The sequence below is a fragment of the Phytohabitans houttuyneae genome, from assembly GCF_011764425.1.
In the GTDB taxonomy this organism is placed as follows: domain Bacteria; phylum Actinomycetota; class Actinomycetes; order Mycobacteriales; family Micromonosporaceae; genus Phytohabitans; species Phytohabitans houttuyneae.
This window is the reverse complement of the sequence record NZ_BLPF01000003.1, coordinates 237624-259969: the sequence shown is the minus strand read 5'-3', so window position 1 is coordinate 259969 and position 22346 is coordinate 237624. Positions and strand designations below refer to the sequence as shown.

The following is a 22346-nucleotide window of genomic DNA, read 5'->3' as shown; positions in this document are numbered from 1 at the left end:
GCGCCGCCCCGCCCCGTACCGTGGTACGGGTCGGTCCCGACCCCCGGTACGCCACACGACCGGCCGCGGTCCGATGTGGCCGGTGGGGTGCGGCACGCAGATTCAGTGCATGTTCGCGACGATCGGTCACCTCACCGTCCGGCGGCGCCGCCTCGTGCTCGCGCTGACCGTCCTGTTCGTCCTCGGCGCCGGTGGGGCGGGCTCCGGCCTGTTCGCCCGGCTCGGCGACGGCGGCCTCACCGACCCGGACGCCGAGTCGGCCCGCGCGGCCGCCTTCGTCACCGCCGCCGGGCAGCCCGCGCCCGAACTGGTACTGCTTGTCGAGGCCGGCGCCGGCGTCGACGACCCGGTCGCGGCCGCCGCCGGGCGGGACCTGACCGCCGCCGTGGCAGCCGAGCCCGGCGTCGCGAGCGCGGTCTCCTACTGGACGGGCGGCGGCCAACCGGCCCTGCGCGCGAGCGACGGCAGGTCCGCTCTCCTCGTCGTCGACGTGTCCGGTGGTGCGGGGGCCGGGCAGCCGGACGACGAGGCAGCCCGGATAGCCGGCACCTACGCCGGCGCCCGCGGGCCGCTGACCGTGCGGGTGGGCGGGGCGCACGCCATCGACACCGCGATCGGCGAGCAGCTGGAGCGGGACCTGATCCGGGCCGAGGCGATCGCCGTCCCGCTCACGCTGCTCCTGCTGCTGCTCGTCTTCCGCGGCCTCGTCGCGGCGGCGCTGCCCCTGGTCGTGGCGGCGGTCGCGGTCGCCGGGGCACTGCTGGCCCTCGCCGGCGTCGCCCGGCTGACCGACGTCTCCGTCTACTCGATCAACCTGATGACCGGGCTCGGCTTCGGCCTGGCGATCGACTACTCGCTGTTCATGCTGACCCGCTTCCGCGAGGAGCTGGCGAACGGGCGGGACACCGGCGCGGCCGTCGTGCGGACCGTGGCGACGGCCGGGCGGTCGGTGGCGTTCTCCGCGCTGACCGTGGCGGTGTCGCTGTCCGCGCTGCTGGTCTTCCCGCTGTCGTTCCTGCGGTCGTTCGCGTACGCCGGCGCCGCCGTGGTGCTCGCGGCCGCGGCCGCCTCGCTGCTCACTCTCCCGGCGCTGCTGGCCGTGATCGGCCATCGGGTCACCGCCCGCCGTGCCGCCGCCGGTGGGTCGGCGGGGCGCTGGGAGCGGCTGGCCCGCGCGGTCATGCGGCGCCCCCTGCCGGTCGCGGCCGGTGTGGTCCTCGTGCTGCTCGCGCTGGGCAGCCCGTTCCTGCGGGTGGATCCGGGGCTGCCGTCCTACCGGTCACTGCCGCCGTCGAGCGAGGCCCGCCAGGTCGCCGAGTCGCTGGACAGCGGGTTTTCCGGCAACCAGGCCGGCGAGTTCGCGGTCGTGCTGCCGGGGGTGCACGACGGCGCGGCGGTGGCGAGGTTCGCCGCGCGGGTGCGCGAGGTCGGCGGCGTCGCCGAGGTGTCGGTGCGGCAGGCGGCGGCCGGCTCGTGGCTGCGCGTGGTGCCGTCCGTGGCGCCGCGCTCGCCGGCCGGTGAGCGGCTGGTCCGGGACCTCCGCGCGCTGGACGCGCCGTTCGGGTACGCGGTCGGCGGCGACGCGGCCGAACTCGTCGACGCCAAGGCGGCCATCGCGGGGCGGCTGCCCCTGGCGCTGGCGATCATCGCGCTCGCGACGGCGGTACTGCTGTTCGCGGCGTTCGGCAGCGTGCTCGTGCCGGTCAAGGCGATCCTGCTGAACCTGCTGTCCCTCACCGCGACGTTCGGCGCGATGGTGTGGATCTTCCAGGACGGTCACCTGTCCGGGCTGCTGGGCTTCACGGCGACCGGACAGCTGGACGTGACGATGCCGATCCTCATGTTCTGCGTGGCGTTCGGGCTGTCGATGGACTACGAGGTCTTCCTGCTGTCGCGGATCAAGGAGGAGTACGACCGCACCGGCGACAACGAGCGCGCCATCGCGACCGGTCTCGGCCGTACCGGCGGTCTGATCACGGCGGCCGCCCTGCTGCTGGCGGTCTCGTTCGCGGCGTTCGGCGCGAGCGGGATGAGCTTCCTCAAGCTGATGGGGATCGGGCTGGCGCTGGCCGTCCTGATGGACGCGACGGTGATCCGTGGCCTGCTCGTGCCGGCGTTCATGCGCCTGGCCGGCGACGCGAACTGGTGGGCGCCGGCCCCGCTGCGCCGCCTCCGCCCGGGGCGTCGGTAGCGCCGCACGGACCTGGCGGCGGCGCGGACGTGGGCGGCGCCGGCACGGGCCGCCGGGATCGGCCACGCCCGGACTGCGTGATTACGCAGCCTCGGACACGAATCCGCAACGCCCGGTGACGCGCCTTGCGGTGGGTTGCTTGCATGGGACGCGACGGAACGAAATGGAGGCTTTTCAATGGCTAGTTCCGGCCGCGCGCGGTTGGCGGCGATCGGGGCCGCCGTCCTGCTGCTCCTGGCCCTCGCGGTCGCGGCGCGACCGGCGGGAGCGGGCCTGCCGGTGCCTCTGCCGACCCCGATCGTCACCGGGACGGTCACGTGGCCGGACGTCTGGGTCCAGCTGCCGTGCGCCACCGGCGCGATCACCGGGCACCAGGTGGGTCGCGACGAACGTGGCGCGCCGACGCTGCGGATACAGGGCTGGATCCAGCCGTGTGCGGGCGCGGAGCGGTCCACCGGCTTCGCCGTCGTCCGGTACTTCCCGGACAGCGGCCTGCGCAGCCGGCGCATCGAGCCGTACGCGTCGATGTCCGCGCCGACCCCGTTCGACTTCCAGGTCGACGCGCCGGGCGGCGACGGGCTGCGCGGCCCGGTCCGGGCGCTCTGCGTCGCGTACGCCTTCGACGGGCGCGCCGCGTGCGTGGGGCTCGACCCCGGCGACCCGCTGTCCGTCACCGCCATCCCGCCTAGCCACCCGCGAGTGCTGGTCAACGTGGGTGTGGAGGGCGTGTACAACACCAACCCGACCTGCGGGACATGTGTATGACGGCACCGGTGCCGTCGCTGATCGGCTTGGGTGCCTCGCCCACGGCCGACCTCGTGTACCGCCGGCTCGTCACGTTCGGCCGGGCGACCGCGGGTGAGCTGCTGCACGAGCTGGGCATGTCCCGCCGGCGGGTCACCGAGGCCCTCGACGAGCTGGCCAGCCTCGGCGCCGCCGCACCCCGCCGGGCGGCCGGGCAGGGCGCGGTCGTGTGGGTGCCGCGCCGGGACGTGCCGGTACCGCCGCCGCGCACCCCGCCCGCCGACCGGGACCGCCACCTCGCCGCCGTGCTGTCGGTGGTGCCCGACGTGGTGCCGCACGCCACCGAGCTCGGCGACGGGCTGCGGCACCTGCGCACCCGCGCGGCGACCCGGGCGCGGCTGGCCGAGCTCGTCGCCGTCGCCGGCCAGGAGCACCTGGCGATGAACCCGGAGCCGTCCTTCGACGCCGAGGCCGCGCGCCCGGCCGTCGCCATGGACCGCACGCTGCTGCTGCGCGGTGTGCGGATGCGGGTGCTCGGCGTGCAGGCGGCCAGCCCCGACCCGATGTCCCGGTACGGGCGCACGACCGACGACCCTCGGCCGGCGTACCGGGAGGCGGAGTCGGTACCGATGAAGCTTTTCGTGGTGGACCGCAAGGTGGCGCTGTTTCCGGTGGCGCCCGGCGACGTCGAACGCGGCTACCTCGAAGTCACGCAAACCCCGGTCGTGGCCGCGCTGCACGCGCTCTTCGAGCGGCATTGGGACGGCGGCCGTTCCGCACAGGAGCAGAACATGATCCGCATCGCCCTCGAACCACGCGAGCTCGCACTGGTGGAGCTGCTGGCCAAGGGCCACACCGACTCGTCGGCCGCGCGCGAGCTGAGGGTCAGCACCCGCACCGTCTCCTCGATCGTCCGGTCCCTCATGGACCGGTGCGGGGTGGACAACCGCTTCCAGCTCGGTCTGGCCCTGGGGGTTCGGCACGTGGTGGCGCCGCCGGACCCCGGCGAGACGCGGTAGGCCCGGTCCGGTCCGGCGGTTCCGCGCCCGCGGGATTGGCTCGCCGGTCCCGCCGGCCGGTAAGGGCGGTGGCCAGCAGCGCGGCGGCGGCCAGCCCCGCGGCGGCGAGGAAGACGGCCGGCGGGCGGTCCAGCGGGCCGAAGGCGAGCGGCGCCGCGAACTGGCCGGCGAACCCGGCCGTCGCCAGCAGCGCGGTCGCCTGCCCGCGCCGGCCGGGCGGGGCGAGGTCGCCGGTGAGCACGGTGAGGGCGGGCACGGCCACGCCCATGCCGGCGCCGAAGAGGACAGCCGCGGCGAGCGGCACGGCCGCGGTGCCGCCGGCGGCGAGGGCGAGCAGCGCGAGCGTCCAGGCGGCGAACGCGAGCCGCAGCAGTCCACTGTGGCCGAAGCGGGCGCGCAGCCGGGGGTAGGCGAGGCCGGCGGCGCTCATGGCGAGCGACAGGGCGGCGCTGAAGAGCGCGACCGCGAGGGTGCTGGTGACGCCGAGGCCGGCCAGGCGCGCGGGCAGGAAGACGAGCACGGCGTAGAGCAGCGCGGTGGCGGCGCACTGCAGCGCGTAGACGCCCAGCAGCGCCGGGTTCCACACCGGCCGGCCGCTCCCCCGGCCCGCGGGCGGGCGGTGCGGGTGGTCGCCGGGCAGGCGCCAGGCGAGGAGGGCGAGGGGGACGCCGAGCAGGTACACGGCGAACGGCGCGTGCCAGGACAGCGCGCCCAGCGCCCCGCCGGCCAGCGGCCACACCACGCCGCCGAGGCTGATCGCGGTGGAGCGCCACCCCATCACCCGGTCCCGGCGCGGGCCGTCGTAGCGGTCGAGGAGGGCCACGGTGGTGCCGGTGAACACGAACGCGGCGCCGACGCCGAACGCGAGCCGGGTGGCGATCAGCAGCGGGTACGCCTCGACGACGAGCCCCGCGCCGCCGGCCACACCGTAGAGCAGCAGGCCGGCGGCGAGCGGCCGGCGGGTGCCCCAGCGGTCGAACGCGCGGCCCACGAGCGGGCCGGCGAGCGCGAGGGACGCGCCGTGGACGGTCACGACCAGCCCGGCGGCGGTGGCGCTCAGCCCGAGCTGGACCCGGAGCAGCTCGACGACGGGTGACAGCACGGCGCCGGCCATCACGGTGAGGGTGGAGGCGAACAGGAGGACCTTCACCACGGCAGCGTCGGAGCTGAAGCGAGGTTGAGGTCAAGCCCCAACTTTGCGAATTTACCTCAATTATGGACAAACCAGCGGCTAACGTGTTGGCGATGACGACCGGCACCAGCAGGCCCGAGCAGGACACGGTCGGCTCGCCGCAGGCCGCAAAGCTGACGTTCTGGACGATGACCGCGATGGTCGTCGGCTCGATGGTCGGCGCCGGCGTGTTCTCGCTGCCCCGCCGGTTCGCCACCGAGACCGGCGTCGCCGGCGCGCTGATCGCCTGGGTCGTGGCCGGTACCGGCATGCTGATGCTGGCGTTCGTCTTCCAGACGCTCGCGATGCGCCGGCCGCACCTGGACGCGGGCGTCTACGCGTACGCCAAGGCCGGCTTCGGCGAGTACCCCGGCTTCTTCGCCGCCTTCGGCTACTGGGCCAGCGCCTGCGTCGGCAACGTGACCTACTGGGTGCTGATCATGTCGACGGTCGGCGCCATCGCACCGGCTCTCGGCGACGGCGACACCGTGCTCGCGATCGTGCTCTCCTCGGTCGGGCTGTGGGCGTTCTTCCTCCTGATCAGCCGCGGGATCAAGGAGGCCACCGCGATCAACCGGATCGTCACCGTGGCCAAGCTCGTGCCGATCCTTGTCTTCATCCTGATCGCGGTCTTCTACCTCGACCCGGGCGTGTTCGCGGACAACTTCTGGGGCGCCGACTACGCAGGATCGCTGTTCAACCAGGTGCGCGGCACGATGCTCGCCACCGTCTTCGTCTTCCTCGGCGTCGAGGGCGCCAGCGTGTACTCCCGGCACGCCAAGCGCCGCGAGGACGTCGGGCGCGCGACGATCCTCGGCTTCCTGAGCGTCTTCGCCATCTTCGCCTCGGTGACGATCGTGTCGTACGGCGTCATGCCGATGGCCGAGATCGCCGAGCTGCGCCAGCCGTCGATGGCCGGCGTGCTCGAAGAGGCCGTGGGCACCTGGGGCAAGGTGTTCGTGAGCGTCGGGCTGATCGTGTCGGTGCTCGGCGCGTACCTGGCGTGGACGCTGATGGCCGCCGAGGTGCTCTTCGTCGCCGCCAAGGACGACGACATGCCGCGCTTCCTGCGCCGGCAGACGGCCGCCGACGTGCCGATCGCCGCGCTGGTGCTGACCACCGCGCTCGCCCAGGTGTTCCTGGTGGTGACGCTCTTCTCCGACGACGCGTTCAACTTCGCGCTCGACATGACCAGCGCGCTCACGCTGATCCCGTTCCTGCTCGCCGCCGGGTACGCGGTCAAGGTCGCGCTCGGCGAGCCCGGCCGGGACCGGGGCAACCGGCGCGAGCTGGTGGTCGCGCTGGTCGCCACCGCGTACACCGCGTTCCTGCTCTACGCGGCCGGCCTGAAGTACGTGCTCGTCTCGTTCATCGTCTACGCACCGGCCACCATCCTGTTCGTGATGGTCCGGCGCGAGCAGGGCCGCCGCCTCTTCTCCCCCGGTGAGGCCGTGCTGCTCGCCATCTCGATCGCCGGCGCGCTGCTCGGTGTGGTCGCACTCGCGGCCGGTTGGATCAGCCTCTAGTCACGGGGAGTACTGACATGACGGTTGCCAGCTACGGCGTCCACTCCGAGGTCGGGCGGCTGCGCAAGGTGCTGGTCTGCGCGCCCGGCCTGGCGCACCGCCGGCTCACCCCGAGCAACGCCGACGACCTGCTCTTCGACGACGTGATGTGGGTGGAGAACGCGCAGCGCGACCACGCCGACTTCGTCAACAAGCTGCGCGAGCGGGGCGTCGAGGTGGTCGAGCTGCACGACCTGCTCGCCGCGACGGTGGCGATGCCGGAGGCCCGCTCGTGGCTGCTCGACCGCAAGATCGTCCCGAACGAGGTCGGCGTCGGCCTGGTCGACGACACCCGCGCCTTCCTCGAAGGGCTGCCGCCCCGCCAGCTCGCCGAGTTCCTCATCGGCGGGCTCGCGACCACCGACCTACCGGACGAGTTCCGTCCGGACTACGTGGCCCTGGCCCGCGAGTCGACCGGCATCCGGCAGTACCTGATGCCGCCGCTGCCCAACACGCTCTACACCCGCGACACCACCTGCTGGCTGTACGGCGGGCTCACCCTCAACCCGCTGTACTGGCCGGCTCGGCACGACGAGACCACGCTGATGAAGGCGATCTACACGTTCCACCCGGACTACGTCGGGTCCACGGTGTGGTGGGGTGACCCGGACGAGGACTGGGGGCAGGCGACGTTCGAGGGCGGCGACATCATGCCGGTCGGCAACGGCGTGGTGCTGATGGGGATGAGCGAGCGCACGTCGCGGCAGGCGATCGGGCAGGTCGCGCAGGCCCTGTTCACGAACGGCGCGGCCGACCACGTCGTGGTCGCCGGCATGCCCAAGCTCCGCTCGGCGATGCACCTGGACACGGTCTTCACGTTCGCCGACCGGGACGTGGTCACGCTCTATCCGTCCATCATGGACGGCGTGCACGCGTTCTCCATCCACCCCACGGACCGGGCGCCGGGCATCGCGGTGACCGACCACGGCAGCCGGTCGTTCGTGGACGTGGTGGCGGAGGCGCTGGGCCTGCCGGGCCTTCAGGTGATCGAGACCGGCGGCGACGTGTACGCCTCCGAGCGCCAGCAGTGGGACAGCGGCAACAACGCCGTGGCGCTGGAGCCGGGCGTGGTCTTCACGTACGACCGCAACACGCAGACCAACACCCTGCTGCGCAAGGCCGGCATCGAGGTGATCACGATCGTCGGCGCCGAGCTGGGCCGCGGCCGCGGCGGCGGGCACTGCATGACCTGCCCGATCATCCGGGAGCCGGTCTCCTACTGACGGCCGCCCGCCGGCGCCGGGGTGACCAGGCCGAGCAGCTCCGGTCCGACCGGTATCCACTCCACCGGCCGGTCGCGCAGCGCCTCCTGCCACCCGGCGAGCTCGAAGAACTCCAGGTGGGTGCGGACCAGCCAGATCCGGCCGCCCGGCGCGAGCAGCGACTCCGCGCGGGCCAGCGCGTCCGCGAGTGCCGGCTCGTCGCGCTCGGCGGCCACGACGATCCGGGCGCTGTCGCGGTACCCGGCGGCCCAGCCGTTGCCGAAGTCGGTGTCGCGCACGAAGGTGGGCGCGTCCGGCCGCCAGTAGTACGCGAACCCGAAGTTGCCCCACGAGTTGACCAGCACGACGTCGCCGGGGCGGCGGTGCGCCTCCACGTACCGGACCTGGTCGCGGATGTCGTAGCGCAGGTAGCCGGCGGCGAACGCGTCCGGCTGGCGCGGGTAGATCCCGGGCGGCGCGTAGTACCGGAACCAGCCCGCGTTGGCCAGCGCGAACGCGGTCACCGCCGCGGCCGCCACGGCGGCGGTGACACCGGGCCGCCGGCGCTGGAGCAGGCTGGCGGCCAGCCGGGCCGCGCCCACCACTCCGATGCCCGCGCTGACCGCCGACGCGACCAGCAGGAAGTGCGAGGTGCGCTGGTCGAGCACCGGGTACGCCCGCAGGTACCCGGCCACGACCACGCCGGCCGGCAGGGCGGCCATCGTCGCGGCGGCCACGGGACGGCCGGTCTTCGCCATCGTCGCCACGCCGGCGGCGGCCAGCAGCGCGAACACCGGCCACGGCAGGCCGAACAGGTCGCCGAGCTCGTCCAGGCGCGCCCCGAGGTAGCTCGGCAGGCTCGGCCCGCTGGTGAAGCTCAGGAAGTAGTCGTCCCAGTACGTCTCGAGGCTCTCGATCTGGCCGCGGCGCGAGACGGTGAGATAGCAGGCGGCCATCACGAGCCACCCGGCCGCCGCGACGCGCAGCGCCACGCGCAGGTCGTCGCGGGCGCGCCGGTGCAGGGCGACGAGCACGAACGCGCCGAGCCCGGCGCCGCCGACCAGCAGCGCCGGATGGCTGAAGAACATCGCCGCCACGGCACAGCCGGCGAAGACGGCGAGCCGGCGGTAGCTCCACCGCGACTCGGCCCACGCGGCGAGCGCCAGCAGCGCGACCGCAATGGCGCCGTCCGCCGTGTACTGCTTGAGGTCGTGCCGCACCTGCTGGGCCGGCAGCAGCAGCGCGCCCGCGGCGCCGGTGAGCCCGGCCAGCACCGCGTACGCCCGGCGTTCCCAGCCGAGCAGGCGACCCAGCGCGTACCCGGCCGGGACGGAAGCGGCCAGGAAGAGGAACGGCAGCCAGCGCAGGCGCTCCGGCCCGTCGCCGGGAATCGCCCGCATCAGCAGCGTCCAGCCGACCGGCGTGGGCCCGGTCAGGTCGAGGGCCTGCCGCAGCGAGCCCCGCGCGGACATCGCCACCCACGCCTCGTCCAGCCAGAAGGGCGCGCGCAGCATCGGCCCGACGCGGTGTACGACCGGCACCAGCGCCAGCAGGATCAGGACCGCCGCGCCGTCGACGAGCCACGCCCGCCGCGTCCGCACGCCGGTGGCGCCGGTCGGCGCGGGGCGGTAGAGCACACGACGATGTTAGGGCCCGAACCCGGTCAAACCAGGCCGACCTTCCGGAGCGCGACCGCGACGAACCCGCGCAGCGCCCGGTCCCACCCGCGCACGTCCGGCAGCGAGTCCCGGCCGGCCGCCTCGACAAGAGTGGTCAGCGCGGCGTCCGGCAGCTCAGGTCCGGCGCGGTAGGCGAGGGCGACCGCCGCGGTGACCGCGGTCGCCTCCCGCTCCGCGGCCAGCAGCGTTTCCAGGGCGCTGTCCGCGGGACTGTGCCGGCCGCGCCCGCTGTCCGGCAGGTGGGCAAGTGCCAGGTTCACGCTGGGCCGGGCCGGTCCATCGGGTACCGCGAGGAGGGCGGCCACCGTGGGCGGGCTCCCGCCGAACCACACCACCAGCTCCGCCGCGAGCGCCGCGACCTCGGCGTCGGGGTCGGCGAGCCAGCGCCGGTACGCCTGGACGTGCCCGGCCGCCGCGTCGAACGCCCGCGCCGCCCACCACACCACCACCGCGTCGGCGAGCTCGACGAGGTCGCCGTCCTCGTCGTCGAGGCCGTCGCCGTCGAAGAGCCCGCGCGCGATCATGTCGGCGTCGGCGGCGGTGACCCCGGCCGCGTCGCGGAAGGCCACCTCCGGCGCGAACGGCAGCTGGTCGTCGCGGAGGTCGCCGATCGCCACGCCGCGCAGCAGGTCGAGCGCCCAGGCCCGGTCCGGCGTGGCCGGGTCGTCGACGAGGTCGACAAGCGCGGGTACCGCGTACGCGCTCGCCGGCCACCGGGTGCCCTGGTGGTAGATCGAGCCGGACAGCGACTGCCGCGCCGCGCGCCTGGCCTCGGGGTCGGGGTCGCGCAGCGCGGCGAGCCAGGCGGGCACCTCGGTCGCCGGCCCGTACGCGTGGTGCAGCCGGTCCCACGGCGGCGTGGTCACCGGGCGCCCCTATATCCCGCTCGGGCGCGCCGAGGAGCGCTTTCACCGATCTGGCCCGCGAGCCGCCACAGTGCACCCACAATGCCGGGTATGCGAGGTAAGTCCTGCGTGATCGGTTCCATCGCCGTCATCCTGCTCCTCCCCGCCTGCGGCGACGGCACGCGGGAGGCCGGCACCGCAGAGCCGACGGCCTCGCCCACCCCGGCACGGCCGACGCGGCTGACCGTGGCGGCGGCGGGCGACCTGTTCGTCCAGCCGGCGCTGGTCGCGCAGGCGAAGGCGGACGCGCGGGCGGCGGGCGAGTCCGGGTACGACTTCGGGCAGATCATGGCGGCGATCGTGCCGCCGATCCAGGCAGCGGACCTCGCGGTGTGCCACGTCGAGCAGCCACTCGGGCCGGAGCAGGGCCCGTTCACCGGCTTTCCGATCTTCAACTCGCCGGTGGAGCTCGCCGACGCCGCGGCCGCGACCGGCTTCGACACCTGCTCCACCGCCTCCAACCACACGCTCGACTACGGGGCCGAGGGCGTCGCCCGCACGCTCGACCACCTCGACCGGGTGGGACTGCGCCACACCGGCTCGGCCCGCTCGGCCCGGGAGTCGAGCATGCCGAACGTGTTCGACGTGCGCGGTGTCACGGTCGCGCAGCTGTCGTACACGTTCAGCTTCAACGGCATCGACCGCCCACCCGGACAGGCCTGGATCGCCAACCTCATCGACCCGAAGGCCATCCTGGCCGAGGCGAAGCGCGCCCGCGCCGCGGGCGCGGAGATCGTCATCGCGTCGCTGCACTGGGGCACCGAGTACATGAACGAGGCGGACATCGGCCAGCTCGGGCTCGCCAAGAAGCTGCTGGCCAGCCCGGACATCGACCTGATCATCGGGATGCACGCCCACGTGGTGCAGCCGTTCGAGAAGATCGGCGACAAGTGGGTGGCGTACGGGCTCGGCAACCTCCTGGTCCGCTTCCAGGACGGCTCGCCGGAGAACACCGCCGACTCGGTGCTGCCCACCTTCACGTTCACCGAGGTGGCGCCCCGCAGCTGGAAGGTCACCGCGGTCGAGGTGCGGCCGATCTTCATGGACTACTACCCGGCGGTGCGGCTGGTCGACCTGACCACGGCCAAAAACGGCGGCGGCGACCGCGCGGACGACTACGCCCGCATCCACCGCCGCATCGCCGGCTACGTGAACATGCGCGGCGCCGCGACCGACGGCCTTCGGGTCACGGACGGCCTCGCCGCGGTAGCCACCGCTCCCGCCCGCTAGACCTTTCGACGCCAGGCCGGCGTGACCGTTTCAAGGACACAACCCAAACCAGATCCGGGCTACCGCGACGCCCGTCGTGGTCCGGACCGTTGCTCCCGCGGCCTCACCCCCCGCGGTGGGCGAGCTCAACCCGGGTCCCGTTGAAATCGTGGTCGTTTGCTGCCCCTGTAGGGGCAGCAAACGACCACGATCTGCTCTGTGCAGGCCTTGTTGACGCCGATCAAGGAGCCGGTGTGGTCCAGACCGTCCGTGGTCGCCCAGATCGGCCCCGGCGGATCTGTAGAGACTTCGGGGTGAGAGGTTGTCGCGGGTGCCGCCTTCCCGGGTCGCCGCCCCGCTCTGTTGCGGGACGGAATCGCCCACCTCAACTCCAAAGCTCTCTATGGATGTCTCGGAAGCAGGTGGTTCCGGTTGCCGGCTCTGATTGATCGCCGCCGTTCCAACCGGCGGCCACGCGCTGGCTGCTCGATCAGCGTCGACACCGGCACCATCAATCAGATCGTGGTGGAGCCTGGTGACCCTGGTCTCCCAGCCGCCGCCCTGTGCCAGCTGGGCGCAGCGCCCACCGGGCAGGCTTGAAACCGCGGCCAGGCGCGGGGGGTGAGGCCGCGGGAGCAACGGTCCGGACCACCGCGGACATCGCGGTAGCTCGCATCTGCTTTTGGGCTGGATCCTTTGAGAAGCGGGGATCTCAGTTGCCGCTGGACACGGCCTCCTATGGTGATCGCCGTGACCGACGGGAGCGCCTTCACGGACTGGCTGGCGTCCGACAACTGGCAGGACTACCGGCAGCAGCGGGCGATCCGCGAGCTGGGTGACGAGGTCTCCTCGCTGAGCTACTCCCTGCACAGCCAGCAGCGCGAGAGCACCCGCCTGCGCTCCGAGCTGAGCAAGCTGCAGGGCTCGGTCGAGATGCGGCTGGACCGGCTGATGCGCTCGTTCGACGCGTTCGTCGAGCTGAGTGACCTGCGGATGACCCTCGCGATGTTCGACCCGCCGGCGCTGGTGCGGCACCGTACCCGCCAGGTCGTCGCCGCGGTCAGCCAGGCACAGGCGCCGCCGCCCGCCGACTTCGCGGACGTGGCCGGCTACTGGCTGGCGCCGGCCACCACCGCGCTCGTGGCGCTGCTGCGCGACGAGGACGCGACCGCGCCGCTCGCCCTGGCCGCCGAGCGCGACGAGGCGCGGACCGCGCTGCTTGTCACGCTCACCGCGGCCGTCGCGCGGCGCACCGACCTGAGCGCGCGGTGGCTGCCGAAGGCGTTCGGGCCGCTGCCGGCAACCGAGCCGGTCACCCGCGCTGTCCGTACACTGTGGACGGAAGCGGCGGCCGGGCGGTTCGGGCCGGACGGGGTGGCACTGCTGGGTGAGCGGCTGGCGGCCTTCTCCGGCGGGCTCGACGAGGCGGCCGGCGGCGGGTGGCGGGCGCGGGTCGACGGGCTGCCGGGCACCCTCCCCCGGCCACAGTCCATCCTGGACCCGGTCGCCGAGGCGGAGGAGGCGTTCGCCGCCGGCGCGCGGCTCCACGCGCTCCGCGAGCTGTGCGGGCGGCCGCCGGCCGAGCCGGCACCCCTCGACGCGGATCCGCTCGCCGGCATCCTGCGGGCGCTCGTCGACGAGGGGTCGGCCGAGGAGGCGCCGCTGCTGCGCCGGGCCGCCGAGCTGCGCGCGGTGATCGAGGACAAGCCGTACACGGCGGACGAGCAGTGGGAGGCGCCGGCCGGTACCGCGCTGGAGCTGCTGCTCGCCGACGCGTTCCAGCCGGACGGTACGCCGCTGGCCCGGGCCGCCCGCGCCGCCGGTGCCCGCTGGCTGCTGCCGAACGCGGAGCGGCTGGCCGGCGACGCCGCCACCGACCCGCCGCGCGAGGCGACCACGTCCGTCGAGCACCTGCCGGTCCAGGTCCGCGCGGGCGCGGCGCCCGACCCCGACGGCATGGCCGCGGTCCAGCAAAAGATCGATTCGCGGTACCCCGAGGAGCGCGTGCCCACCAGGACGACCATCGCCCTGGGCGTGGCCGGCGCGCTTCTCTGCCTCTCGGTTGTCGCCTGGCCCAACGGGCTCGCCATCTTCACCACGCTCGCCGGCGCCGGCCTGCTGCTCACCGCCGCCGTGCGGTGGCGCCGCGAGGGGCGGCAGCGCGCCGAGCGCCAGGAACGGCACGCCGCGTCCCTCGCCGCCGCACGGGAACGGGCCGCGCGCGCGACCCGCGAGCTGGACGAACTGCGCGACCGGCTGGTGCTCACCGGGCAGCGGGCCGCCGACGACCTCGCGGCGGTCAAAGCTAGCCTCGGCTGATGAGCATCCTGCGCGGCGCGCGCGTCACACTGCGGCCCGCCATGGCCGACGACGTCGACGCCCTCCTCGCCATCCGCACCACGCCCGAGGTGCGCCGGTGGTGGGGCGACGAGGAGGACTACCGCGCCTCGATCGTGGAGGAGCTGCCCCAGACGTACGCGATCGTCGTCGACGGCGAGATCGCCGGTGCCATCCAGTGGTACGAGGAGGGCGACCCGCAGTACCGCCACGCCGGCATGGACATCTACCTGCACGCCGACCGGGCCGGCCAGGGGCTGGGCACCGACGCGGTGCGCACGCTCGCGCGGCACCTCATCGACGAGCGGGGCCACCACCGCCTGGTCATCGACCCGGCCGCGGACAACGCCGCGGCCATCCGCGCGTACGAGAAGGTGGGCTTCCGGCCGGTCGGCGTGATGCGGCGGTACGAACGCGGCCAGGACGGCACCTTCCACGACGGCCTCCTGATGGACCTGCTGGCCGACGAGCTCACCTGAACGCGTGAACCGTTTGCGGGGTCCGGCGCGATGAAGGGGATGTGACCCGGACGGACGGTGACGCCGAGCTGCTGGCGGCCATTGCGCGCGGCGACCGGAGCGCCTTCGAGGTGTTCTACCGGCGCCACGCGGCGTGGCTGCAGCTGCGGCTTCGCTACCGCTGCGCCGACCGCACGGTGGTCGACGACGTGGTGCAGGAGACGTTCCTGGCGGTGTGGCGGGGCAGCGCCCGCCTCCGCGACCCCTCCGGCGACGTGGCCGGCTGGCTGTGGCGCATCGGCTCCCGGCGGCTGATCGACTCGCTGCGCGGGCAGAGCGCCGGGCAGCGGCTGCTGGGCCGGCTGGCCCGGCGGCGGCATCCGGACGCGCCGTCCGCGGAGGAGCAGGTGCTGCTCGGCGTCGAGCACGGCGACCTGGCCGGCGCGCTGAGCCGCCTCTCGCCCGAGTTGCGCGCCGTGGTGCAGGCGACCGTCATCGACGGGCTGACCACGTCCGAGGCGGCGGTGCTGCTCGGCATCCCGCCCGGCACGGTCAAGACCCGGGCGATGCGGGCCCGCCACCAGCTGCGGCAGGACCTGGCGTGAGCGCGGGACAGGAGGCGGAGATGAAAGATTGGCACCTGCCCGACGACGACATCCGGCGGTATGCGGCACTTGGACTCGCCCCGCCGGTGCTGTGGTCGGCCGACGCGCACCTGGCCGCCTGCGCGGCGTGCCGCGAGCGGCTCACCGCGGCGGCACCGCCCGACCTTGTCGGCGACGGCTGGGCCCGGCTCGACGCCGAGCTCGACGCGCCGCTGCCCGGGCCGGTCGAGCGCCTTCTTGTGCGGGTCGGCGTGCCCGACCACACGGCCCGCCTGCTCGCCGCGACGCCGACGCTGCGCCGCTCCTGGCTCGCGGCGGTCGTCCTGACGCTCGCGCTGACCGCGCTGCTGGCCAACCTCGCCCACCCGGCGGTGTTCCTCGTGGTCGCGCCGCTGCTGCCGCTGACCGGGGTGGCGCTGTCGTTCGGGCCGCGGGTCGACCCGACGTTCGAGATCGCGCTCGTCGCACCGATGCACACGTTCCGGCTGGTGCTGCTGCGCTGCGCGGCGGTGCTGGCCACGACCACCGCGCTCAGCGGGCTGGCCAGCCTCGCCATGCCCGACCTCGGGCTGGCCGCACTCGGCTGGTTCCTGCCCTCGCTGGCCCTGACCGTGACCAGCCTGGCCCTCTCGCCCCGGTTCGGCCCGGTCACCGCAGCGGCGCTGGTCGGCGCCGGCTGGCTGGCGCTTGTCGCCGCCACGTTCGGCGCCGGGGGCGGCCGCCCGGCGGTGTTCGTGCCGGCCGGACAGCTCCTGCTCGCCCTGACCACGGCCGCCGCGGCGGCCGTCCTCGCCCGGCACCACCGGGCGTTCGAGACCCCGAGGAGGATCCGGTGACCATCGCGGCGACCGTTCCGGCCGTGCACGCGACCGGCCTTTCCCTGCGCTACGGGCGCACCCACGCGCTCCGCGACGTCGACTTCACGCTGGACGCGGGCGTGACGGCGCTGCTGGGCCCAACGGCGCGGGAAAGACCACGCTGCTGCGGATCGTGGCCACCGCGCTGGCGCCGGACAGCGGCGAGCTGACCGTGCTCGGTGCCGACCCGCGCACCGGCGCCGGCCGGCTGTCGGTGCGCCGCCGGATGGGCTACCTGCCGCAGGATCCGGGCTTCCATCCGGGTTTCACCGCGTTCGAGTTCGTCGACTACGTGGCGATCCTCAAAGAGCTGACCGACCGGCGGGCGCGCCACGGGGAGGTCCGCCGGGTGCTGGCGGCGGTCGGCATGCAGGCGCAGCGGGGGCGGCGGATCCGGGCCCTGTCCGGCGGCATGCGGCAGCGGGTCGCGCTGGCCGCGGCGCTGGTCGGCGACCCGGAGCTGCTGGTCCTCGACGAGCCGACGGTGGGTCTCGACCCCGAGCAGCGGCTGCGCTTCCGCGAGATGATCGCCGAGCTCGGCGAAGGGCGCACAGTCCTGCTGTCCACCCACCAGACCGAGGAGGCGATGGCACTGTGCCAGCGGGTGATCGTGCTCGACCACGGCCTCGTGCGGTTTGCGGGCACGCCGGTCGACCTCGCCGCGCTGGCGCGGGCAGGGTGTGGACCAGCGGCACCCGCGAGCCGCGCGCCCTCGCGTCGTGGCGCACCGGCTCCGGGCTGTACCGGCACGTCGGTGACCCACCGCCCGGCGCCGACCTGCTCGACCCCACGGTCGAAGACGGCTACCTGATGCTCGTCGACGTCGCGGCCAGCGAGGTGGCGGCGTGAGCGCGGCGGCGGTCGACACCCGACCGGCCGCGACGCACGCGCCGGTGCCCGGGACGCCGCGGCGGGCGATGCTCGCTCTGGCCCGCTTCGAAGCGACCCGCCTGCTCCGGCACCCGCTGGTGATCCTGGCGGCCCTGCTGTTCATCGGCCCGTGGGCCGCCGGCCAGCTGACCGGCACCGGCGACCGCCACCCGGTGCTCCAGGACGCCGACACCTCCCCGCAGCTCGTCGCGATGCTGCTGCTCGGCGGCGCGGCGATGGTCGCGGCCAACCTCGCCGTCCTGCGCGCCCACCGCCACCACGCCGACGCGCTGCTCGACGTGCTGGTGCTGCCCGACCCGTGGCGCACCGGCGGGTTCCTGCTGGCGGTGCTGCCGCTGGGCGCGGTGGCCGCCGCGCTGGCCGGCCTGCGGATCGCGGTGCTCGCCGCCGCTCCCGCCGCCGCCGGCCGGCCCAGCCCTTGGGAGCTGCTGCTCTACCCGGCGGTGGTGTTGCTGCTCGGCGCGGCCGGCGTCCTGCTCGCCCGGCTCGTCCGCTCGGTCATCTTCGCGCCGCTCGCGCTTCTCGGCCTCGCCGTCGCGTCGTTCGGGCTGCTCCTGCCCACCACACCGGGTCAGTCCTGGCTGCGGTGGCTGCTGCCGGTCGCGGCCGAGCCGGAGCCGCTGCGCCTCCCCGTCGACCTGATGTCCCGCCCGGCCGGCCGCCACCTCGCATACGTGTGCGGCCTTGCCGTCCTCGCCGCCGTGTCCGCGCTCGCCGCCAGCGGGGCCCGCAGCCGCCGGCTCACCGCCGTCGCGGCGGCCGGCCTGTCGGTCGCCGTCCTGGCCGGCTCGGCGCAGCTGCTCCCCCACGACGCGGCCGACAAGGCACGCACCGCCGCCGTCGAGCGGCCCGCCGAGTTTCAGACGTGCCGCCGGCTCGACACGGTCACCTACTGCGCCTTCCCCGACTTCACACCCTGGATCGGCGCGTGGGACACGGTGGTGCGCGGGGTCCTCCGGCGGGTGCCTGAGGACCTGGCACGGCAGCCGTTCGCGGTGCGGCAGCGGATCGCCGGCGAGCGGCCGTGGGAGGCCGGGGGCACGACCAGCAGCCGCGAGGAGCGCGCGGCACTGGCCGAGTCGTGGCGGCGGGCGGACGCGGCCGCCGGCACCCCACGCGCGGTGGTCGTGGGCACGAGCTGGGGCGACGGCCGCTCCGAGATCAGCTTCGCCGGCTCTGTGGCGTACGAGGTGGTCACCCACGCCGGCGCCGCCGCGGACGGTGTCGTCTGCGGCGCCCGCGCGGTACTGGTCGGCTGGCTCGCCGGTCAGTCCACAGTGGAGACCACCGCAGGGCTGCGCGAGGTCGACGCCAACAGCTCGGGCGGCGTGAGCTTCGGCGACCCGCGGTTCGGGACGCCGGGCATGACCGTGCCCGACCGCGAGATGGCGGTGGTCCGCGCGCTCTTGCGCCGCCCGGGCGACCAGGTTGCCGCCACCGTGCTGGCCTCCTGGGCCGAGCTGAGCGCGGCCACCACACCGACCGAGCGGGTCGGCGACCTCTTCGGCGTGGCCGTGCCGCCGCCGGTGCCCGAGCACGAGCGCATGGTGTGCACCGCATGATGGCGCGCACCGTGCCCGCCCTGGTCGCGCCGACCGCAAGGGCGATGCCGTGGCACCTGTTCCTGGCCGCGGCCGGCCTCGGCCTGCTGGCCGTCGCCCTCCCGGCCGCCTCCACCATCTCGCTGCGCGACGTCGACCTGGTCGCCCTGCTCCGCCTCGCGGCCACGTGCGGCGCCGTCGGCGTGGCGTTCCTGCTGGACGACCCGCCACCCGCAGCCTGGCCACACTCCCCACACCGCGCTGGACCCGGCAGCTCGTCCGCGCCACCCTGGCGACGGCCGCCGCCGGCACCTGGTGGGCGGCGCTGCTGACCATCACCGTCGCCGGCGCCCAGGACGGCGCCGCCGACACCCTCTCCCTGCCCGGCCTCACGCTGGAGGCCGCCACCCTCGCCGCGGTGGCCCTAGCGCTCGCCGCCACCCGCCTACGCACCAGCACCGACGGCGCCGCCGGCGTCGTCGCCGCCCCGGCCGTGCTGGTCCTGGCCCTCGCGGCCACCATGCTGCCGGCCCGGTGGGCGCTGTTCGTCAAGCCAGGCGACCCACGCTGGCCCGCGGCGCACGACCGCTGGGCACTGCTGCTGGCGGCCGCCCTGGCCGCGCTGCTGTGGGCGACCCGCGACCGTCAGCGCGGCCCGGCCCGGCCCGCATTGCGCCGCCGCCCATCACCCGTCCGCCAGTCACCGCGCACCCACACCTGAGCCCACGACGCCCGCCGCCCCGGCCTGCACGCGTGCGAGCTTGCCCATTCCGTGCGGTCCGCCTTTCTCACCGCCGACCCACACGAGCCCGGCCACATGCTCCCGAAGTCCGGCTCCGACCCGCGGACCACAGACCGGACTCGCGCCCCGCGGCCTCATCTTGGCAGCTCAACCGGCCAGCACGGGGCCGACTCCACGCTCAAGCTGCCGCGCACGTGTCTGGCCCGGACACCGGCTTGGGCGCCCCATCCACGGCCGACGCGGACCGGGCTGGGGCGCCCTCGGCCTCGTCGCCGAAGAGCGGCCAGCACCGGCCGGACTCACACTCACGCGCGACACCCCGATCAGGCGGCCACCGGACCGGGCATGCGCTCCCGCACAGCCTCACGCCCGACCTGCCAGCCACCAAGACCGGATTGGGCTCCCGCAGCTTCACCCCGGCGGCCGCCAACCGCCCACACAGACAGATCGGGCTCTGGCGCCCACCGCCTCGTCGCCCGGGCAGCGGGCCAGCCTGCCGACGCCGGCCGGCTTCACGCTCACGACGCTCCAATCGAATGCGTCGCCCGCACGGCGCCACCCCTGAGCAGCCGGCCGCGTGCCGACCGCTCGCACCGGGCCAGCGCTCACGCGCGCCACCGCCGCGAGCCGGCCGCGCGGGCTGGGCCACGCTCCTGTGGCTTCAATCCCAAACGCGGGTCTGCGCGGATGGGCTTGCGCTCCCGCGGGCCTACGCCCGGGCGGCGGGGCAGGTTGGGCTTGGTCCGCGGACTTGGCAGCGGAGGGCGGGGAAGTCGGCGAGCCCTGGCGAGCCGCCGGCCGGAGCGGTGCCCGCGGGAGCATGCGGTCCGCAACTGGCGCGGACCGGGGCATATCCGCCGGGGAAAGCGTCACGACGGCGCGGGAGCGGGCCGCGGAGGTCTCCTGGCTCAGCGGGCGTCGGGTGGGGGTCGACCCACTTGGCCGCGCGCACCGGGGCCCACCGGGTCCGGTAGAGGGCGAGGGCGGCGCTGAGGGCGAGGATCGAGCCAGTCAGGAGCAGGAGGAACACGGCGACGAGTGCCAGCTTCGGGCCGGTGGCGCCGTCGGCGCCGGTGTCGACGATGCGGTCGGCCTGGGAGAGCAGCACCAGGGTCGGCGCGATCACGATGGCGGGGACGAGCAGCCAGCAGAAGGCGTAGGTGCGGACGATCTCCGTCCAGCGGCGGCGGGACTGGCCGTCGATCTGGTAGCGGGCGGCGCTGTGCAGGCGGAATCCCCGGGCCGCGGTAGTGAAGGCGCGGTCTTCGCGCAGGTAGCAGCGGGAGACCGGGACGATCGGCATGCCGAAGGCGACCACCCAGCAGGTGGCGAAGCGGTGGCCGCTCTCGTCGGGGCGGGTGAAGCCCTTCAGCTCCCGCCCGAAGCCGTTTCGGCTCGAGGTCGGGCGCGGGTGAGAGGTGCGCCACACCGCGTCGGGCATCCCGCGATCGTAACCAGCCGGCGCAACACGGCTGCGCGACGCGCCGCGGGCCGGCCACCGCGATGCGACGATGCCTGGGTGATCAGAGTCCTGCCGGGGCTGGAGTGGATCCGCGGGTACCGACGCGGGTGGCTGCGCGGCGACCTGCTGGCCGGGCTGACCGTGGCGGCGTACCTGGTGCCGCAGGTCATGGCGTACGCGGGCCTGGCCGGGCTGCCGCCGGTCACCGGGCTGTGGGCGATCCTGCTGCCGCTCGCCGTGTACGCGCTGCTCGGCTCCTCCCGCCACCTCTCGATAGGTCCCGAGTCGACCACCGCTCTGATGACCGCGACGGTCGTGGCGCCTCTCGCGGCTGGCGACCCGGCGCGGTACGCGACGCTCGCCGCCACCCTCGCCGTCGTCGTCGGCGGGCTCGCCCTCGTGGCGTGGGCGACGCGGCTGGGATTCCTCGCCGACCTGCTGTCGCGGCCGATTCTGGTGGGGTACATGGCCGGCGTCGCGCTCATCATGATGGCGGGGCAGTTGGGCAAACTCACCGGTGTGCCCGTGGACGGCGACACGTTCTTCGGGCAGGTGGCCTCGTTCTTCCGCGGCATGGACGACGCGCACGGCGGCACGCTGCTGTTCGCGATCGCCGTGCTGGCCTTCCTCTTCGTCGTGCAGTGGCGGCTGCCCGGGCTGCCCGGCCCGCTGCTGGCCGTGCTGCTCGCGACCGCGGCGGTGGCCCTTTTCGACCTCGAGGCGCGCGGCATCGGCGTGGTCGGTGACGTGCCGTCCGGCCTGCCCACGCCGATCCTGCCCGACCTCGGCGACCTGTCCGATCTGCTGCTGCCCGCGGTCGGCGTGCTCGTGGTCGGCTACACCGACACCGTGCTGACCGCCCGTTCCTTCGCCGACCGGGCCGGCTACCGCGTCGACGCCAACCAGGAGCTGCTCGCGCTCGGCACCGCCAACATCGGCGCCGGCCTGCTGCGCGGCTTTCCGATCAGCAGCAGCGGCAGCCGCACGGCGCTGGGCGCTGCGGCTGGCAGCCGCTCCCAGGCGTACTCGCTCGTCGCCCTCGCGGTCGTCGTCGGCGTGCTGCTGTTTCTCGGCCCGCTCCTGGAACGCTTCCCGTCCGCGGCTCTCGGCGCGATCATCGTGTACGCCGCCGTGCGCCTCATCGACGTGCCCGGCTTCCGGCGGCTGGCCGCTTTTCGCAACACCGAGTTCGCGCTCGCGCTGGCCGCCTGTGCTGGCGTGCTGATCTTCGACATCCTGTACGGCATCCTCGTGGCCGTGGGCCTCTCGGTCGCCGAGACGCTGTACCGGGTCGCCCGCCCGCACGACGCGGTGCAGGGCTTCGTGCCGGGTCTCGCCGGCATGCATGACATCGACGACTATCCGCAGGCGGAGACGGTGCCCGGGCTGGTGGTGTACAGGTACGACTCGCCGCTGTTCTTCGCCAACGCCGGGGACTTTCGCCGCCGGGCGCTGGCCGCCGTGGAGGGGCAGGAGGGGCCGGTGGACTGGTTCGTGCTCAATGCCGAGGCGAACGTCGAGGTCGACTCCACCGCTCTTGACGCGGTGGAGCAGCTGCGCAAGGAGCTGACGGGGCGGGGGGTGGTGTTCGCGCTGGCGCGGGTGAAGCAGGATCTGCGCGACGATCTGGATAGGTTTGGGCTCAGTGCGGCGGTCGGGGAGGATCTGATCTTTCCGACGCTTCCGACGGCTGTCGAGGCGTACAAGGCGTGGCGCGAGAGCCGTACGTAGGTCGTGTATTGGTCATTTCTTTGCGGGCGAGTCGGCA

The 22346-nt window shown here is 74.5% G+C and carries 19 protein-coding genes; 15 read left to right on the top strand and 4 right to left on the bottom strand.

The annotated features are described in order from the left end of the window. The first annotated feature begins 109 nt into the window (after positions 1-109). The 3 genes from Phou_RS36170 to Phou_RS36160 all read left to right on the top strand — a co-directional run bounded on the left by Phou_RS36170 (position 110) and on the right by Phou_RS36160 (position 3954). Positions 110-2191 (top strand): MMPL family transporter, encoded by a 2082-nt coding sequence (locus Phou_RS36170; RefSeq protein WP_173065653.1) that lies wholly within the window; start codon positions 110-112, stop codon positions 2189-2191. A gap of 177 nt (positions 2192-2368) precedes the next feature. Continuing rightward, positions 2369-2956, top strand: coding sequence for a hypothetical protein (locus Phou_RS36165; protein ID WP_173065650.1), 588 nt, complete (start codon positions 2369-2371; stop codon positions 2954-2956). Beyond that, a complete protein-coding gene (locus Phou_RS36160; protein WP_173065647.1) occupies positions 2953-3954 on the top strand; it encodes a helix-turn-helix transcriptional regulator in 1002 nt (333 codons plus the stop codon). Before Phou_RS36165 ends, Phou_RS36160 begins: the two co-directional genes overlap by 4 nt. On the opposite strand, the gene Phou_RS36155 is transcribed toward Phou_RS36160, so the two are convergent. Further along, positions 3857-5104: an MFS transporter gene (locus Phou_RS36155; RefSeq protein ID WP_218579423.1), complete on the bottom strand. Its 1248-nt coding sequence runs from the start codon at positions 5102-5104 to the stop codon at positions 3857-3859. The genes Phou_RS36160 and Phou_RS36155 overlap by 98 nt on opposite strands. Before the next feature lie 95 nt (positions 5105-5199). Here Phou_RS36155 and Phou_RS36150 point away from each other — a divergent pair, with 95 nt between their 5' ends. Then, positions 5200-6651: a basic amino acid/polyamine antiporter gene (locus Phou_RS36150; RefSeq protein ID WP_173065644.1), complete on the top strand. Its 1452-nt coding sequence runs from the start codon at positions 5200-5202 to the stop codon at positions 6649-6651. Positions 6652-6668: 17 nt separating this feature from the next. Then, entirely contained in the window at positions 6669-7913 is a 1245-nt protein-coding gene (locus Phou_RS36145) for an arginine deiminase (protein WP_173065641.1), read from the top strand. Here the strand turns inward: Phou_RS36145 and Phou_RS36140 are convergent. Together Phou_RS36140 and Phou_RS36135 are read right to left on the bottom strand one after the other, a co-directional pair. Continuing rightward, entirely contained in the window at positions 7907-9529 is a 1623-nt protein-coding gene (locus Phou_RS36140; protein WP_173065638.1) for a hypothetical protein, read from the bottom strand. The two genes, Phou_RS36145 and Phou_RS36140, sit on opposite strands and share 7 nt — an antisense overlap. Before the next feature lie 26 nt (positions 9530-9555). Beyond that, complete coding sequence (locus Phou_RS36135; protein ID WP_173065635.1) at positions 9556-10437, bottom strand: hypothetical protein; 882 nt, start codon at positions 10435-10437, stop codon at positions 9556-9558. Positions 10438-10545: 108 nt separating this feature from the next. Here Phou_RS36135 and Phou_RS36130 point away from each other — a divergent pair, with 108 nt between their 5' ends. From Phou_RS36130 to Phou_RS36095, 9 genes are all read left to right on the top strand, one after another. After that, the gene (locus Phou_RS36130) at positions 10546-11706 is read left to right on the top strand and encodes a CapA family protein (protein ID WP_246274128.1); all 1161 of its coding nucleotides are present in this window, start codon (positions 10546-10548) and stop codon (positions 11704-11706) included. A 729-nt stretch (positions 11707-12435) separates the two neighbouring features. Further along, positions 12436-14004, top strand: a complete 1569-nt coding sequence (locus Phou_RS36125; RefSeq protein WP_173065629.1) for a DUF2892 domain-containing protein — start codon at positions 12436-12438, stop codon at positions 14002-14004. Beyond that, positions 14004-14501 carry a GNAT family N-acetyltransferase gene (locus tag Phou_RS36120; RefSeq protein WP_173065626.1) on the top strand — a complete coding sequence of 166 codons (498 nt, stop codon included), beginning with the start codon at positions 14004-14006 and terminating at the stop codon, positions 14499-14501. Before Phou_RS36125 ends, Phou_RS36120 begins: the two co-directional genes overlap by 1 nt. A 41-nt stretch (positions 14502-14542) precedes the next feature. Next, entirely contained in the window at positions 14543-15085 is a 543-nt protein-coding gene (locus Phou_RS36115) for an RNA polymerase sigma factor (protein ID WP_173065623.1), read from the top strand. A 20-nt stretch (positions 15086-15105) separates the two neighbouring features. Then, on the top strand, positions 15106-15921 hold the full coding sequence (locus Phou_RS36110; protein ID WP_173065620.1) for a zf-HC2 domain-containing protein: 816 nt from the start codon (positions 15106-15108) through the stop codon (positions 15919-15921). Further along, entirely contained in the window at positions 15918-16112 is a 195-nt protein-coding gene (locus Phou_RS53550) for a hypothetical protein (RefSeq protein WP_246274127.1), read from the top strand. The genes Phou_RS36110 and Phou_RS53550 overlap by 4 nt, the downstream gene beginning before the upstream one ends. Further along, on the top strand, positions 16076-16753 hold the full coding sequence (locus tag Phou_RS36105) for an ABC transporter ATP-binding protein (RefSeq protein ID WP_246274126.1): 678 nt from the start codon (positions 16076-16078) through the stop codon (positions 16751-16753). Before Phou_RS53550 ends, Phou_RS36105 begins: the two co-directional genes overlap by 37 nt. A 34-nt stretch (positions 16754-16787) precedes the next feature. Continuing rightward, complete coding sequence (locus Phou_RS36100; RefSeq protein ID WP_173065617.1) at positions 16788-18395, top strand: hypothetical protein; 1608 nt, start codon at positions 16788-16790, stop codon at positions 18393-18395. A 166-nt stretch (positions 18396-18561) separates the two neighbouring features. Further along, a complete protein-coding gene (locus Phou_RS36095) occupies positions 18562-19095 on the top strand; it encodes a hypothetical protein (RefSeq protein ID WP_173065614.1) in 534 nt (177 codons plus the stop codon). Between the two features lie 730 nt (positions 19096-19825). On the opposite strand, the gene Phou_RS36090 is transcribed toward Phou_RS36095, so the two are convergent. Further along, positions 19826-20557, bottom strand: a complete 732-nt coding sequence (locus tag Phou_RS36090; protein WP_173065611.1) for a hypothetical protein — start codon at positions 20555-20557, stop codon at positions 19826-19828. Between the two features lie 78 nt (positions 20558-20635). Between Phou_RS36090 and sulP the strand changes: the two genes are divergently transcribed. Further along, positions 20636-22309: a sulfate permease gene (gene sulP, locus Phou_RS36085; RefSeq protein ID WP_173065608.1), complete on the top strand. Its 1674-nt coding sequence runs from the start codon at positions 20636-20638 to the stop codon at positions 22307-22309. Positions 22310-22346: the final 37 nt, after the last annotated feature.